The sequence below is a fragment of the Arthrobacter sp. 49Tsu3.1M3 genome (assembly GCF_900168135.1).
Classification (GTDB): domain Bacteria; phylum Actinomycetota; class Actinomycetes; order Actinomycetales; family Micrococcaceae; genus Arthrobacter.
In genome coordinates this window covers 50,883-65,176 of the sequence record NZ_FUZD01000023.1, presented here as the reverse complement: position 1 = coordinate 65,176, position 14,294 = coordinate 50,883, and the positions used below count along the sequence as shown (strand labels likewise).

Annotated in this window: 14 protein-coding genes; 9 read left to right on the top strand and 5 right to left on the bottom strand. The window is 67.7% G+C overall.

Annotated elements, in window-relative coordinates:
- The coding region (locus tag B5X90_RS18410) for an L-serine ammonia-lyase (RefSeq protein WP_079555375.1) at positions 1 to 1,076 on the top strand (1,076 nt) is incomplete at its 5' end.
- A 90-nt stretch (positions 1,077 to 1,166) separates the two neighbouring features.
- Here the strand turns inward: B5X90_RS18410 and B5X90_RS18405 are convergent.
- Entirely contained in the window at positions 1,167 to 1,724 is a 558-nt protein-coding gene (locus tag B5X90_RS18405; protein ID WP_079555374.1) for a TspO/MBR family protein, read from the bottom strand.
- Positions 1,725 to 1,838: 114 nt separating this feature from the next.
- Between B5X90_RS18405 and B5X90_RS18400 the strand changes: the two genes are divergently transcribed.
- Both B5X90_RS18400 and B5X90_RS18395 read left to right on the top strand, forming a co-directional pair.
- Positions 1,839 to 2,912: a lipid II:glycine glycyltransferase FemX gene (locus B5X90_RS18400; protein ID WP_079555373.1), complete on the top strand. Its 1,074-nt coding sequence runs from the start codon at positions 1,839 to 1,841 to the stop codon at positions 2,910 to 2,912.
- Positions 2,913 to 2,960: 48 nt separating this feature from the next.
- The gene (locus B5X90_RS18395; RefSeq protein ID WP_079555372.1) at positions 2,961 to 4,457 is read left to right on the top strand and encodes a threonine/serine ThrE exporter family protein; all 1,497 of its coding nucleotides are present in this window, start codon (positions 2,961 to 2,963) and stop codon (positions 4,455 to 4,457) included.
- Between the two features lie 160 nt (positions 4,458 to 4,617).
- Here B5X90_RS18395 and B5X90_RS18390 read toward each other — a convergent pair whose 3' ends face one another.
- Both B5X90_RS18390 and B5X90_RS18385 read right to left on the bottom strand, forming a co-directional pair.
- Positions 4,618 to 5,457 carry a siderophore-interacting protein gene (locus B5X90_RS18390; RefSeq protein WP_079555371.1) on the bottom strand — a complete coding sequence of 280 codons (840 nt, stop codon included), beginning with the start codon at positions 5,455 to 5,457 and terminating at the stop codon, positions 4,618 to 4,620.
- A 51-nt stretch (positions 5,458 to 5,508) separates the two neighbouring features.
- Positions 5,509 to 6,315 (bottom strand): uracil-DNA glycosylase, encoded by an 807-nt coding sequence (locus tag B5X90_RS18385; RefSeq protein ID WP_079555370.1) that lies wholly within the window; start codon positions 6,313 to 6,315, stop codon positions 5,509 to 5,511.
- A 106-nt stretch (positions 6,316 to 6,421) separates the two neighbouring features.
- Between B5X90_RS18385 and B5X90_RS18380 the strand changes: the two genes are divergently transcribed.
- The 6 genes from B5X90_RS18380 to B5X90_RS18355 all read left to right on the top strand — a co-directional run bounded on the left by B5X90_RS18380 (position 6,422) and on the right by B5X90_RS18355 (position 12,321).
- Positions 6,422 to 6,763, top strand: a complete 342-nt coding sequence (locus B5X90_RS18380; protein ID WP_143264811.1) for a DUF3263 domain-containing protein — start codon at positions 6,422 to 6,424, stop codon at positions 6,761 to 6,763.
- Positions 6,764 to 6,856: 93 nt separating this feature from the next.
- Positions 6,857 to 7,495: a LytR C-terminal domain-containing protein gene (locus B5X90_RS18375; RefSeq protein ID WP_079555369.1), complete on the top strand. Its 639-nt coding sequence runs from the start codon at positions 6,857 to 6,859 to the stop codon at positions 7,493 to 7,495.
- A gap of 158 nt (positions 7,496 to 7,653) precedes the next feature.
- Positions 7,654 to 7,857, top strand: coding sequence for a cold-shock protein (locus B5X90_RS18370; RefSeq protein WP_026266832.1), 204 nt, complete (start codon positions 7,654 to 7,656; stop codon positions 7,855 to 7,857).
- 59 nt (positions 7,858 to 7,916) lie between these two features.
- The gene (locus B5X90_RS18365; RefSeq protein ID WP_079555378.1) at positions 7,917 to 9,185 is read left to right on the top strand and encodes an ABC transporter substrate-binding protein; all 1,269 of its coding nucleotides are present in this window, start codon (positions 7,917 to 7,919) and stop codon (positions 9,183 to 9,185) included.
- Between the two features lie 295 nt (positions 9,186 to 9,480).
- Positions 9,481 to 11,118 (top strand): chaperonin GroEL, encoded by a 1,638-nt coding sequence (gene groL / locus B5X90_RS18360; RefSeq protein WP_079555368.1) that lies wholly within the window; start codon positions 9,481 to 9,483, stop codon positions 11,116 to 11,118.
- 144 nt (positions 11,119 to 11,262) lie between these two features.
- Positions 11,263 to 12,321, top strand: a complete 1,059-nt coding sequence (locus B5X90_RS18355; protein ID WP_079555367.1) for a ribonuclease HI family protein — start codon at positions 11,263 to 11,265, stop codon at positions 12,319 to 12,321.
- 13 nt (positions 12,322 to 12,334) lie between these two features.
- Here B5X90_RS18355 and B5X90_RS18350 read toward each other — a convergent pair whose 3' ends face one another.
- Together B5X90_RS18350 and B5X90_RS18345 are read right to left on the bottom strand one after the other, a co-directional pair.
- Complete coding sequence (locus B5X90_RS18350; RefSeq protein WP_079555366.1) at positions 12,335 to 12,622, bottom strand: WXG100 family type VII secretion target; 288 nt, start codon at positions 12,620 to 12,622, stop codon at positions 12,335 to 12,337.
- Positions 12,623 to 12,826: 204 nt separating this feature from the next.
- Positions 12,827 to 14,293 (bottom strand): sensor histidine kinase, encoded by a 1,467-nt coding sequence (locus B5X90_RS18345; protein WP_079555365.1) that lies wholly within the window; start codon positions 14,291 to 14,293, stop codon positions 12,827 to 12,829.
- Position 14,294 lies beyond the last annotated feature (1 nt).

Genomic DNA, 14,294 nt, shown 5'->3' with positions numbered 1-14,294 from the left:
TCCTGCGGCCGCTGACCATCCTGCCCCGGCACACCAACGGCATGACGTTCACGGTCTCCGACGCCGCGGGCGACACCGTCCACAAAGCCACGTTCTTCTCCGTCGGCGGCGGCTTCATTGTCCGCGACGGCGAGGAAGACGCGGCCCTGAAGGAACTCGCGGAATCGAAGAAAGAACTTCCCCTGCCGTTCCGCACGGCCGCTGAACTGCTGGGCCGCTGCCAGTCCAAGGGCCTTTCGATCGGCGAGATCATGCTGGTCAACGAGCGCGCCTCCCGCACAGAGGCGGAGATCCGGGAGGGCCTGCTGCACATCTACTCTGTGATGGAAGGCTGCGTCGAGGTCAGCCTCAAACGCACCGGCCTGCTGCCCGGCGGGCTCAAGGTCCGCCGCCGGGCCCCGGACTGGCACGAGCGGCTGATGAAGGAAACCCTGGATCAGGACCCCGACTTCCGGGACCCGAAGTACTGGCAGGAATGGGTCAACCTGATCGCACTGGCCGTGAACGAGGAAAACGCCTCCGGCGGCCGCGTCGTCACCGCCCCCACGAACGGCGCCGCCGGCATCATCCCGGCCGTGCTCTATTACGCGCTGCACTTCGCCCCCGGCATGGACAAGGCCACCCAGGCCGACCGCGACGACGTCGTGGTTAAGTTCCTGCTGACCGCGGGCGCGATCGGGGTGCTGTACAAGGAGCAGGCCTCGATTTCCGGGGCGGAGGTCGGCTGCCAGGGCGAGGTGGGCTCGGCGTCGTCGATGGCGGCCGCCGGCCTGGCCGAAGTCATAGGCGGCACGCCCCAGCAGGTGGAGAACGCCGCGGAAATCGCGATGGAGCACAACCTGGGCCTGACCTGCGATCCGATCGGCGGGCTCGTGCAGGTCCCGTGCATCGAACGCAATGCGATCGCCGCCGCCAAGGCCATCAACGCCGCCAAGATGGCGCTGTGGGGCGACGGCACGCACCGGGTCTCCCTGGACGAAGTCATTGTGACCATGCGCGAAACCGGCAAGGACATGAGCTCGAAATACAAGGAAACCGCGATGGGCGGCCTCGCCGTCAACGTGGTGGAGTGCTAGGAAACTGACCGCCGCCGGCCGGGGCTGAGGCGCTGGCCGGCTGCTCCGGGCATGCGGCCTGCAGCTGTGCAGGGGCTCGTTGTGCAGGCGCTAGTTGTGCAGTGCCGCCCACAGGTTCAGCGACGATGCGTACACGATCCAGGACAGGTAGGGCAGCATCAGCAGTCCTGCCGTCCGGCTGATTGGTCCGAAGAGCACCACAGTCACGGCCACGGCCACGGCCAAAGCCACGATGATCCCGAACGCGATCCACAGCGCCGGCGTCCCGAGCGCCGGGTACAGGGCGAAGAAGACCGGCGTCCAGAGCAGGTTCAGCCCCAACTGCACGCCGTAGGCTGTCAGGGCCGCTTTGGACCCCGGGGCGCGGCTGCGCCAGACCAGCCACGCCGCGACGGCCATGGCGGCGTACAGGAACGTCCAGACGGGCCCGAAAACCCAGTTCGGCGGGGACCACGGGGCCTTGTCCGCGGTGGCGTACCAGCCGTTGACGTGGTTGGCCGTGGCCAGGCCGCCCAGGCCCGCAACGAGCGCCGAGGCGCCGAGGAACAGCAGCAGCGCGAGCACCTGGGAGAAGCCGCTGCCCGCGCTCCGCGAGCGGCCGCCGGGCACTCCGGGATGGCCTTCCACCGGTTGTTGCTGAGCCTGCATGAGACCAGCGTAACCGCCTGACCCGGACCGGCGGCAGGGTGCGGACCGATAGACTTGGGGCTGCATGTCCGCATGCCGCCGAAGCTCGTACCGCAATGATTGGATACCGCACCCTTGCGAGAATTCACTGCCCGTTTTGCCTCTGCCGAAGAGATTGCCAGCTGGGATGCCCACGTCACCGCGAACCCCAACGGCGGCAATCTCCTGCAATCGGAAGCCTTCGCCGAGGTCAAGCAGCACTTTGGCTGGAAGCCGTTGCACCTGGTGTACGAGTCGGCCGATTACACGAGCTACAACCTGGTCCTGGAGAAGTCCTTTCCGGTCCTCGGCAAGCTCTGGTACCTGATCAAGGGACCGGACGTGGCGTCGGTCGAGGACATCCCCGGGATTGTTGCGGCGAACGCGGACTTCGTCAAGAGGGCCAAGCTGGGCGTCTTCGCGATTAAGATCGAACCGGATGTTGTCTTGTCCGACGACGCCGCGCGGATCCTTGAGGGCGCCGGCCTGGTCAAGACCCACAACCTGCAGCCGAACGACTCCACGGCGCTCCTTGATATTGCGCCGGAGGAAAACCAGTTGCTGCGCAACCTGCACTCCCGGGGCCGCAACGCCGTGCGCCGCGCCATCCGCGAGGGCGTGGAAGTCCACAACGTCGAGCCCACGGAAGAGAACTTCCGGGCCATGTACGCCCTGATGACCACCACGGTGGAAGCCAAGTCCCAGGTCCGGGTGCGCGAGTACGAGTACTACCGCCAGTTCTGGACCAACTTCCTGGCCCGGGACCAGGGCAGGCTGCTCTTCGTGTACGAAAACGGCGTGCCCTCGGTGGGCGCGTTCGTGATCAACTACGGCCGCAAGGGAACGTACAAGGACGGTGGCTCCCTGCAGAAGCGTGGCCAGTACGGTGACTCGCACCTCGTGCAGTGGACCGCGATCAACCAGGTCAAGGACCTCGGCTGCACGGAATACGACTTCTGCGGCACGCCGCCGAGCGACAAGCTCAAGGACACGTCGAACCCGTTCCATGGGCTGGGGCTCTTCAAGACCAGCTTCAGCAAGACCGTGACCGACTTCGTCGGCTGCTATGACCAGGTCCTGAGTCCGCTGAAGTACAAGGTATGGATGGCGGCGGGGGAGCGCGTCGCGCGCCAGATCTACACCCGGCGCACGGGCCAGCAGTTTTACTAAACCGAGCAAAGACAATCAAGGTCAGCCAAGGACAGTGAGGAGGCCGGAATGAACAACGGAAACGACGGCCACCGCAGGCCACCCACGGACGGCCTGCCCAGGACCCAGCCAATGTCGGCCATGCAGGTGCGCCAGAACGCCGCCGCCAAGAGGATGCTGCGCCGCCTGGTCCAGGGCGAAAACCCGCCCACCGCGCCGATGAGCATCGTCGACCGGCTCGCCGGCAGCCCCTACGCCAACCCGATGATCCAGGTTGGCGGCGTGGACGCCGCTGCCCGCAAGACCATCGACTTCGCCCTGAAGCTGGCCGAATCCATGTTCCGGTACGGGGCCGGCGCCCTCGAAGTCGAGACCAGCATCATCGCCATCACCGCGGCGCTTGGCCTCAAGAACATCGAGGTGGACATCACCAACCAGTCGGTGGCCATCAACTACGCACCCAAGGACCAGACGCCCATCTCGCTGCTGCGCGTGGTGCGGTCCTGGACCAACAACTACGCGGGCCTCTCGCAAGTGCACCAGCTGGTGACGGACATCGTGGCAGGCGGCGTCGGCCGTGAGGAAGCCGTGCGCCGGCTGGAGGACATCACCCGCAGCGCCAAGCCGTTCCCGCGGTGGATGGTCACCGTGGCCTTCGGCGTGTTCTCTGCCGTTTTCGTCGGTGTCCTCGGCGGCGGACTGGGCGCCTCGGTCGTTGCGTTCCTCTCCAACCTGCTGGTCAGCCTGCTGGCCCGCCAGCTGGGCCGCTGGCGCACGCCGGACTTCTTCATCACTGCCTCGTGTTCGTTCCTGGTGACCATCATCGCCCTGCTGCTGTGGCGCTTCGGCAGCCCGCTGGGAGTGCAGATTGCCCCCGAGATCGTGGTGGTCGGCGGGATCCTGTTGCTCCTGCCGACGGGACGCCTGGTGTCTTCGGTGCAGGATGCAATCAACGGCTTCCCCGTCACGGCGGCCGGCCGGTTCCTGTCCACAATGCTGACTTTCGGGGCGCTGGTCGCCGGCATCGCCGTCGGGTTCGTCGTGGGGGACATGACCGGCATGGATCCCATAGACGTCACCAAAACATTCCCGCCCAAGTATGACTTGTGGGTGATCGTCATCCTGATCGCCATTGCGGTGCTGATGATCGGCATCACGGAACAGACCAGCTGGAAGCTGCTGCTGCCGACGGCGGCCGTGGGGGTGGTGGGCTACCTGGTCCTCATCGGCGGCGACGCCCTCGGCATCGGGTCCCGCTTCGCCCCGGCCCTGGCTGCCGTGGTGATCGGCCTGCTGGCCCGCGTCGTGGCCCTCCGGATGGGCGCCCCACAGCTCGTGGTGGCCGTTCCCGCCGCCCTGATTCTGCTCCCCGGGCTCACTATATTCCGGTCGATGTATGTATTGACCATTGAGGAATCGGAGATTCTCATGGGCGCCGGGGGGATGCTCAACGCCGGGGCCATCGTGCTCGGTGTCGCTGCTGGCATCGTCCTCGGCGACACCCTGGCGCGGCCCCTGACGCGGAGCCTGGCGAGCAATGAACGGCGCCGGGCCCGCCGCCGCTAGATCGCTTGCGGGGATTGCCCGTCCGGCTCCCTAAGGCGCGGGTTTCCCCGTTTTGCCGGGACGCGACGGCGTGTCACCCCGCCGCGCCGGCGTGTCCCGGCGTCGTGGTGGCAAAGGTGGGGAAACTCCGCAGCGGTGGGCGCGGTTAGATCTTGCGCGGTTAGATCTTGCCTATCGGCAGCTTCTTCTCCGCCTGGAAGTCGTCCTCCACCCGGCCCTTGGCCCAGTAGCCCGAGAGGGACACCTGGGCCCGCTCCAGCCCGCGCTGCACGTAGAACACTTCCCGGAGGCCCTTCATGTAGCCCCGCTCACCGTGGGCAAAGACCTGCACCCGGCCCTCGGGCCACTCGGCGTCACGCACGGCCGTGACCAGCAGTTCGCTCTCGCCGGCGGGGGCGCCGCCGCGCAACAGCCAGCGCAGTTCGACGCCGGCCGGCCCGGCAATGGCCTGGACGTCGGCGTCGCTGTCCACTTCGAGCAGGGCGAGGCCGCGGGCATCCTCCGGCAGGGATTCGATCGCCGCGCCGATGGCCGGCAACGCTGATTCATCGCCGGCAAACAGGTACCAGTCCGCGGCCGGATCCGGGTTGTACCCGCCGCCCGGGCCGGTGAAAGTCAGGCGATCGCCGGGCTGGGCCGCGGCCGCCCAAGGTCCGGCCAGTCCCTCGTCGCCGTGGATCACAAAGTCAATGGCCAGTTCCTGCGCCGCCGGGTCCACCCAGCGGACCGTGTAGGTCCGGGTGTGCGGCCACTGACTGCGCGGCATGGTTTCCCGGATGGCCCACAGATCCAGCGGATCCGGGTATTCGACGCCGGGTTGCGGGAAGACGATCTTGACGTACCGGTCCACATAGTCGTTGTTGACGAACCCGGCGAAGCCAGGGCCCCCGGCGATGATCCGGACCATGTGCGGGGAGAGGTGCTCCCTGCGCAGGACCGTCAGATCGGTCTGGGGGCGCGAGTTCCGGGTGGCGGTGGTGGCGGCGGGGACGGATGTCATGGAGCTAAGCCTAACCAAGAACCCCCGGCGGGAGCTTTGCGCGGAGGCCTGTTACGGCAACGGCGGAAGCTCCCAGTCGACCGTCCCGTCGCCTTGTTCCAGCAGCAGGGCGTTGGCCCGGCTGAACGGCCGGGATCCGAAGAAGCCGCGCGAAGCCGACAGCGGGCTGGGGTGGGCGCTGGCGATCACGGCGGCGGACCCCAGCAGCGGCCGCACGGACTCGGCATCCTTCCCCCACAGGATCGCCACGAGGGGGGCATGGCCCGCACCGGATACGGACGAGCGGCCGGCGACTGCGCGGATGGCCGCCGCCGTCACGGCCTCCCAGCCCTTGTTCCGGTGCGAGCCCGCCGCGCCGGCACGGACGCTGAGCACCCTGTTGAGCAGCAGTACGCCTTGGTCCGCCCAGCGGCTGAGGTCCCCGTGGACGCGCGGCGGGAAGCCGAGATCGGCCTGAAGTTCCTTGTAGACGTTTGCCAGGCTGCGGGGGATCGGCCGGGTGGCGCCGTCGACGGCGAAGGACAGCCCCACGGCGTGCCCCGGCGTCGGATACGGGTCCTGGCCCACCACCAGCACGCGGACGCCGGCCAGGGGCTGCCGGAAAGCCCGCAGCAGGTTTGCCGGCGAGGGCAGTACGCCATACCCGGCGGCCACTTCGCCCGCGACGAAGGCGAGGGCTTCGCGCAACTGCGCCTCCACCGGCGCCAGCGGCTCGGCCCAGTCCGGAGCAACCAGCGCGTCCAGCGGCCGGCGGGCCAGGTCCGCGAAGCTAAGGACGTCCGCGGCTGCGGGCTCCAGCTCGAACAGCGCGTCGGGTTCACTGGCGGGGTCAAACTCGGCATCAGACACAGCACCCATTCTTCCCCAGCTCCGGCCCGTTTCTGCGCCGGCCCGAATGACAACCCTGTCATTCGGCCGTAGCATGGGGACTGACTTTTTACCGGATCCAGCCAGGGAGTGTGTCGTGGCCGAAGCAGCGCAAGAGCACGTGCTCGCAGGGGATTCTGCCGTATTCCCAACCGAAGGCGCGGGCCCGGACGGGGTGTCCGCGGAGTCTGCGCTGAGCGCCCGCGACCAGCAGATGCTGGCCTTGGAGCGGCAATGGTGGAAGTACGCCGGGGCCAAGGAACAGGCCATCCGCGAGCTGTTCGATCTGTCCGCCACGCACTACTACCAGATCCTCAATGCCCTCATCGATACCGAGGATGCGCTGGCCCACGATCCCATGCTGGTCAAGAGATTGCGTAGACTACGTACATCACGCCAACGTGCCCGCACTGCCCGTCGTCTGGGAACAGATTCGTAAAGTCGCGTCACGGGCAGCCGGATGCGCACGTCCTGTTGCGTCCGTTCCGGCCTCGGGCACCCCGTATGAAATCAGCAAGGACGTCGTTTTACCATGACCAAATACGCTCGGGATGAATTTGATCGGGTCCCGGAGACCTCTACCCGGCAGGGAGTCCACCGGGCCGTCGCGGCATCGCGGCGGCGGAGCCTGGCGCCGATCTTGGCGGCCGGCTGCGTAGCCCTGGCCATCGGCCTGGTGGCCTTCCTGATCCTGCCGAAGCTCGGCTTCTCCGCAGGCCAGGCCGCGGCCGTGACCGCCGGTGGCAGCGCGTCCGCATCTGCCAGCAGCAGCCCGTCCGCCACGAGCACCGTGAGCCCCAGCCCCACGCCGACGAGCCCGGAGCCCGCCGGCACGGAAGCCGCCGCCGCGCCGTCGGCTTCGCCGTCAACGACGCCGAGTGCCACAGCCGCCGCTGTGGACAAGACGCAGCCGGTGACGATCTACAACGCGACCACCACCGCCGGCCTCGCCACCCGCGTCGGCGGCACCGTCACCTCCGACGGCTGGGTCCTGGGCGAGACAGGCAACTGGGGCGGTGTCCCGCAACAGACGTCGGTGATCTTCTACAGCGGCGTCGCGCAGAAGGACAATGCGGAGGCACTCGGAGCCCTCCTCGGCGTGGACACCCTCGTGGACTCCGCCGAGTTCAACATGCCCCTCGTCGTGGTGCTCGGCCCCGGCTACCAGTAGCGAATCCGGTTACGCCTCAATAACTATTAGGTGGCGGCCCTGCCCGCCGCCGGCGTTCCTGGGGGACGCTGTGGGTACAGTGTCTGCGGATTTCTCTTCGCAGTCCGCGGCGCACATCGAGGTGGGCCGCACGCAAGCTAGCTGAAAGTGTGGACACCATGGCACTGGGAACCGTCAAATGGTTCAACGCCGAAAAGGGCTACGGCTTCATCACCGTGGACGGTTCCGAGAACGACGTCTTCGTGCACTGGTCCGCGATCGTCGGGGAAGGCTACCGCGCCCTGGACGAGGGCCAGCGGGTGGAACTGGAAGTCGGCGAGGGCGAAAAGGGCCCGCAGGCCGAAAGCGTCCGGCCCGCCTAGTGGTACTGGCTGCCGTCACGAATGCCCCGCGGAACGCTGCCGGGCGCCGCGGAGGACGTCTGCCGCTGGGCCGCGCCCTGGCGGCGGGCACAGTAGCGGCCCTGGCCCTGACGGGCTGCCTGGGCCCCGCGGGCAGTGCCCGCGTGGCCAGCGCCGACGCAAGCGGTGACGGCACCCTGCGCATCGGCCTGATCCTGGACAGCACGGGCAAGCAGAACTTCCTCAACTCCTCCGAGCTCGCGGCGGCCAAACTTGCCGTCAAGGAGATCAACGCTGCCGGCGGGCACAAAGGCAAACCGGTGGAGCTGCTGCCGGAAACCATCAGCACGGACACCGCAGCCCAGGCGAAAGCGCTGGTTGCTGCCAAAGCCGACGTCGTGATCGGCCCGACCGATTCCAGCCGTGCCCCGGCGGCCATCGACGTGCTGGCCAACGCCAAGGTAGCCGTCATCTCTCCGGCCAACACCGCCGCCGCGCTCAGCAACTACAAGAGCGGCGGCTACTATTTCCGCACCTCGGCCGCCGACATCGCCCAGGCATCCGTTCTCGCCAAACTGGTCAAAGACGGCGGCGCCAGGACCCTGGCGGTGCTGCATGAGGAAGGCGACTACGGCAAAGACGTCGCCGCCGCCGTCGGCAGTGCGGCGAAGCAGTCCGGACTGGAAGTCGTGGCGGACGCGGAGTTCACCCCCGGCCAGGCGCAGCAGGCCGTCGCCGCCGCCAAGGCCGTCAACCCCGACGCCGTCATCCTGGTCTCGCGCGACGGCGCTCAGGGCGCCATCGCCGAGTTGAACAACGCCGGCCTCGCCGGCAAGAAGCTGGTCCTCGCCGACGGCGCAGTCAGCAAGTACGGCCCTGGCCTGGGCGCCCGGGCGCTGGAGGGGGCACGCGGGATCCTGCCCGGCGTGTTTCCCTCCGCCGCCTTCCAGGCGGACCTCGTGGCCGTTGATCCCGGGCTGAAGGACATGGTGTTTGCCGCCGAGACGTACGACGCCGTCGTCCTGGCCGCCGTCGCCGCCGCCGCGGCAGAGGACGACGCCGGGACCTCCATCGCGGCGTCCCTCGTCGCGGTCTCCGGCGGAACCCCGGCAGCAGGCGGAACCGGGGCCGGCGGAAACCAGCCGCCCAGCGAGTCATGCACGAGCTACAAGGACTGCGTCGGCGTCCTCCGGGCAGGCCACCGGCCGGACTACGACGGCCAGTCCGGACGGATCAACTTCGATTCCCACGGCGACATCACCGAAGCGAACTACATGGTTTCGACCTACGGCGAGGACAACCTGCCCACGGTGGACGGAACGGAAGCGGCGAGCAGCAGCGGCGGCTGATCGCTCGTAGCGTATTGTGCCCGCGTGGCGGCCGGTTCCGGCCGGGCACTGCTTGCACTCTCCCCGGGGGAGTGCTAATTATTGATTTAGCACTCCAGCGTACTGACTGCTAACACGACGCCCGGTCCGCCCGGCCGCGAAGTGGGGCAGCCGGTCCAGGAGCTAAAGAAACACCTTGCTGGGGTGAGATCCCGGACCCGGCGGCATACAGAGGCCGCGGGGTAGGGATCGTCCGTCGCGGGCACCACAGCGAAGGTTCATTCTTAACGACTGTCCCGAAAGGACTACTGCCGTTATGGCCAAGATCATTGCATTTGATGAAGAGGCACGCCGCGGTCTTGAGCGGGGCCTGAACATCCTCGCCGACGCCGTCAAGGTCACCCTCGGCCCGCGTGGACGCAACGTCGTCCTCGAAAAGAAGTGGGGCGCCCCCACGATCACCAACGATGGTGTTTCCATCGCCAAGGAGATCGAGCTGGACGATCCCTACGAGAAGATCGGCGCCGAGCTGGTCAAGGAAGTTGCCAAGAAGACGGATGACGTCGCAGGCGACGGCACCACCACGGCAACCGTGCTGGCACAGGCGCTGGTCAAGGAAGGCCTGCGCAACGTCGCGGCCGGCGCTGACCCGCTGTCCCTCAAGCGCGGCATCGAGAAGGCTGTTGACGCTGTCACCGTCGAGCTCCTGGCCTCCGCCAAGGAAATCGAGACCAAGGAAGAGATCGCCGCCACCGCGTCGATCTCCGCCGGCGACAACGAGATCGGCGCCCTGATCGCCGAAGCCCTCGACAAGGTCGGCAAGGAAGGCGTCATCACCGTCGAGGAGTCGAACACGTTCGGCCTCGAGTTGGAGCTGACCGAAGGCATGCGCTTCGACAAGGGCTACATCTCCGCCTACTTCGTCACCGACGCCGAGCGCCAGGAAACGGTCCTTGAGGATCCGTACATCCTGATCGTCAACTCCAAGATTTCCAACGTCAAGGAACTGGTTGCTGTCCTGGAAAAGGTCATGCAGTCCAACAAGCCGCTGCTGATCATTGCCGAAGACATCGAGGGCGAGGCCCTGGCCACCCTGATCGTCAACAAGATCCGCGGCACCTTCAAGTCCGTCGCCGTCAAGGCTCCGGGCTTCGGCGACCGCCGCAAGGCGCAGCTGGCCGACATCGCCATCCTCACCGGTGGCCAGGTCATCTCCGAGGAAGTCGGCCTCAAGCTTGAGACCGCCGGACTCGAACTCCTTGGCAAGGCCCGCAAGGTTGTTGTCACCAAGGACGAGACCACCATCGTCGAAGGTGCAGGCGACGCCGACCAGATCGCCGGCCGTGTGTCCCAGATCCGCGCCGAGATCGAGAACTCCGATTCCGACTACGACCGCGAGAAGCTGCAGGAGCGCCTGGCCAAGCTGGCCGGCGGCGTTGCAGTCATCAAGGCCGGTGCCGCAACCGAGGTCGAGCTCAAGGAACGCAAGCACCGCATTGAGGACGCTGTCCGCAACGCCAAGGCTGCTGTCGAAGAAGGCATCGTCGCCGGCGGTGGCGTTGCCCTGATCCAGGCCGGTGCCAAGGCATTCGCGAACCTGCAGCTCTCCGGTGACGAAGCAACGGGCGCGAACATCGTCCGCGTCGCCATCGACGCCCCGCTGAAGCAGATCGCCTTCAACGCCGGCCTCGAGCCCGGCGTCGTCGTGGACAAGGTCCGCGGCCTGCCCGCAGGCCACGGCCTCAACGCCGCCACCGGCGAGTACGTCGACCTGCTGGCCGCCGGCATCAACGACCCGGTCAAGGTAACCCGCTCTGCCCTGCAGAACGCGGCTTCCATCGCCGGCCTGTTCCTCACCACCGAGGCCGTTGTAGCCGACAAGCCCGAAAAGGGCGGCGCCCCGATGGGCGGCGGCGACGACATGGGCGGCATGGGCGGCATGGGCGGTTTCTAACCACCCGCGCCAGCCATCACCGGCTGTTCGACGACGGCGGTCCCACCTTCGGGTGGGGCCGCCGTTGCCGTTTAAGCGCACTCCCGATCCAAGGGGCGGCGCTGGGCGTCTGTGGGCGTCGGCGGGTTCTGGCAGGATAGGTCAGTGACGATTACAGCAGCGGCCGACGGTTCGGCCTTAGGAAATCCTGGCCCGGCCGGCTGGGCCTGGTACGTGAATGACGACTGCTGGCGGGCCGGCGGATGGCCCCACGGCACGAACAACCAGGGCGAACTGATGGCGGTGCTGGACCTGTTCCGGGCAACGGCGCACATGCCCGGGGAAGACCTGCTGATCCTCTGCGACAGCCAGTACGTCATCAACGCCGTGACCAAGTGGATGCCCGGCTGGAAACGCAAGGGCTGGCGCAAAGCCGACGGCAAGCCGGTGCTGAACGTGGATCTCCTCAAGGACATCGACCAGGCGCTTCTGGGCCGCAAGTACACCTTCGAGTGGGTGCGGGGCCACGCGGGGCACGAGCTCAACGAGGCGGCGGACGTCCGCGCCCGGGCAGCGGCCACGGCGTACCAGCAGGGCGTGGCCGTCCGGCAGGGTCCCGGGTTCGGCACCCCGGAGGGCGAACCGCCAGCGGGCAAAACACAGCAGGGCAAGACACAGCAGGACGAGACACAGCAGGGCAAGCCACAGCAGGGCGAGACACAGCCCGCCGCCCCGCCCGCGGCCGCCCCTGCAGCCGCGACCCGGCCGCAGGCAGCCCCGGCGCCATCCGGCCAGCAGGAACTCTTTGGCGCGCCGGGGACCTACGACGAACCGGACCTCTTCAGCGAACTCGAAGAGGAACCTGCCGTAGACCTGGCGGAGGCCAGCGCCGAAGCAGTCGTCGAGTCCCTCGAACGCGAACTGCTCCGCCCCGAAACCCGGGCGGACCTGGGCCGCACGGGCGTGCTGCTCCACCCGGATTTCACCGAGATCGGCAGCTCCGGCCGGATCTGGACCCGCGACGCCATGATGATGTCACTCGAGGACAACCCCGGCGGAGCCGTGGAGCTGGAGCTCTTGGGCGCGGACCGGCTGGGTGAGAAGACCATCCTCCTGACCTACCGCAGCCACACCCGAGAGGGATCAGCCCTGCGCAGCTCCCTGTGGGTCCTTGAAGGCGCGCAATGGCGCCTGCGCTTCCACCAGGGCACACCCGAGGCCTGAGGGCGCGTGCGGCTCACGTGAAGCGCTGCGCATTGCCCAGTTCCGCCTGCGCATAGGTGGCGGCAGCGGAGTTCAGCGCGAGGTTGATGGACGCCAGAGACGCCTCGACCCTGCCCTGGGTCAGCGTCCACTCGGCCATGAGGGCCTGGAAATTAGTCGCCGCGGAGCCCCGCCAGCTGCCCTGGAGCTCGTCCAGCCCCCGTTTCATGGCGTGGACGTCCGCGCTGATCCTCTCCACTGTGGCCTGCACGTTGGCGGACTTCAGCTGGAGGAGTTCCGTATCGACGGAGATGATGCTCATGGAATTGCCTCTCGAATGCTCGGGAGGCGGCCGCGGCCCGGCGGAGCACGGTGAACGTCAGCGGGTCTGCGGTGAGGTATTGCGGTCACAATTTTCGGTGACATTTTCGGTGAGAGCTGGCGGGGGAGCGGCTGCCTCATCCGGATCTTCCGGACACCTCGAGCGTAGGCGGGCGGTGCGCCGGCCGGACACCGCCGTCGGCTCCTATGTGGATAAGTCCGCTGTGGACCGTTCCGTGGCCTCTTCGTCCAGGAACGGGATGCTGACCACCAGCGTGGCACCGCCGCCGTCGGTCTTCCCGACCCGCACGGACCCGGAATGCGACCCGACGATGGCGGCCACGATCGCCAGGCCAAGCCCGCTGCCGCCGGTCTCCCTGGTCCGGGAGGTGTCGGCGCGGTAGAAGCGCTCGAAAATCCGGGCCGCCTCGTCATCGGGGACGCCCGGTCCGTGGTCCCGGACCTCGATCACGGACTGCCGTGTTCCGTCCGGCGCGGTCCGGACCCCGACGCCAATTTCGACAGGGGTGCCCTCCGGCGTGTAACGCAGGGCATTGCCGACCAGGTTGCTGACCACTTGGCGCAGTTTGGCTTCGTCGCCCAGCACCGGGGCGGCGGCCGGGGCCGCGCCGTCAAGCCCGGTGAGGGTGATGGTGCGGCTGCGGTCGCTCGCCTGGGTGTCCACCACGGCGTCGTTGGCCAGCAGCAGCAGGTCTGCGGGTTTCTGTTGCAACGGGCGCTGTTCGTCAATCCTTGCCAGCAGCAGCAGGTCTTCCACCATGGCTCCCATGCGTTTGGCTTCGCTTTCGATCCGCCCCATCGCCGTGGCCACGTCTTCCGGAGTGGACAACGCCCCGTGCCGGTACAGCTCGGAGAACCCGCGGATGGTCACCAGCGGGGTGCGCAGTTCGTGCGAGGCGTCGGCGGCGAAGCGCCGCATCCGCGCCTCGGACGCCATCCTGGCGGCGAAGGCCGTCTCAATGTGCGCGAGCATGGCATTGAGCGAGCTCCCAAGCCGGCCCACCTCCGTGCCCGGGTTCTCCACTTCCACACGCTGGGACAAGTCTCCCGCGGCGATCGCGGCAGCAGTTTTTTCCACCCGGGCGAGCGGCCGGAAGGACCGCGAAACGGTCCACGTGGCGATGAAGAACGCCAGCACGAGCGTCAGCAGGCCCACGCCCACCACCACCAGGGCAGCGTGTTCCATCACCGAATCCACGGGGTCCAGCGGCAGTCCGATCACGACGACGGCGCCGCGGTTGTTGTTGTCCACCACGCTGACGGCCACGACCCGCCAGTTGCCGCCCTCGGATCCGCGGACCTGGAACGGCATCTGCTGGCGTTCCCGGGCCTCGACCGAGGAAAAGGTGCTGATGGCGGGGTGGGATTCCTTGTCGCCGCCGAATGTGTAGGGCGGCAGACCGGGGCTGAAGAGCATCAGCGAGTAATCGGTGGGAACGGTGGAGTTGGTCTCCTGCAGCTGGCTGAAGGACTGCTGCTGGCGCGCGGATTCGACGGCGGCCCGGAGCTTGTCATCCACCTGGCCCTGCAGAAAGCTGTGCAGCAGCGTCAGCGTGCCCGCCCCGGTAGCCGTGAGGGCCACCAGCATGAGCGCCATCATGATCGCCACGAGCTGCGAGCGCAGCGACGCCGATTTCCAGCGGTACAGCAAA

Bases quoted from the DNA above. Each gene is read 5' to 3' on its own strand.
- B5X90_RS18405 (WP_079555374.1), bottom strand. From the start codon at position 1,724: ATGCAGGCTCAGCAACAACCGGTGGAAGGCCATCCCGGAGTGCCCGGC.
- B5X90_RS18395 (WP_079555372.1), top strand. From the start codon at position 2,961: ATGAACAACGGAAACGACGGCCACCGCAGGCCACCCACGGACGGCCTG.
- B5X90_RS18390 (WP_079555371.1), bottom strand. From the start codon at position 5,457: ATGACATCCGTCCCCGCCGCCACCACCGCCACCCGGAACTCGCGCCCC.
- B5X90_RS18385 (WP_079555370.1), bottom strand. From the start codon at position 6,315: ATGGGTGCTGTGTCTGATGCCGAGTTTGACCCCGCCAGTGAACCCGAC.
- B5X90_RS18375 (WP_079555369.1), top strand. From the start codon at position 6,857: ATGACCAAATACGCTCGGGATGAATTTGATCGGGTCCCGGAGACCTCT.
- B5X90_RS18370 (WP_026266832.1), top strand. From the start codon at position 7,654: ATGGCACTGGGAACCGTCAAATGGTTCAACGCCGAAAAGGGCTACGGC.
- groL (WP_079555368.1), top strand. From the start codon at position 9,481: ATGGCCAAGATCATTGCATTTGATGAAGAGGCACGCCGCGGTCTTGAG.
- B5X90_RS18350 (WP_079555366.1), bottom strand. From the start codon at position 12,622: ATGAGCATCATCTCCGTCGATACGGAACTCCTCCAGCTGAAGTCCGCC.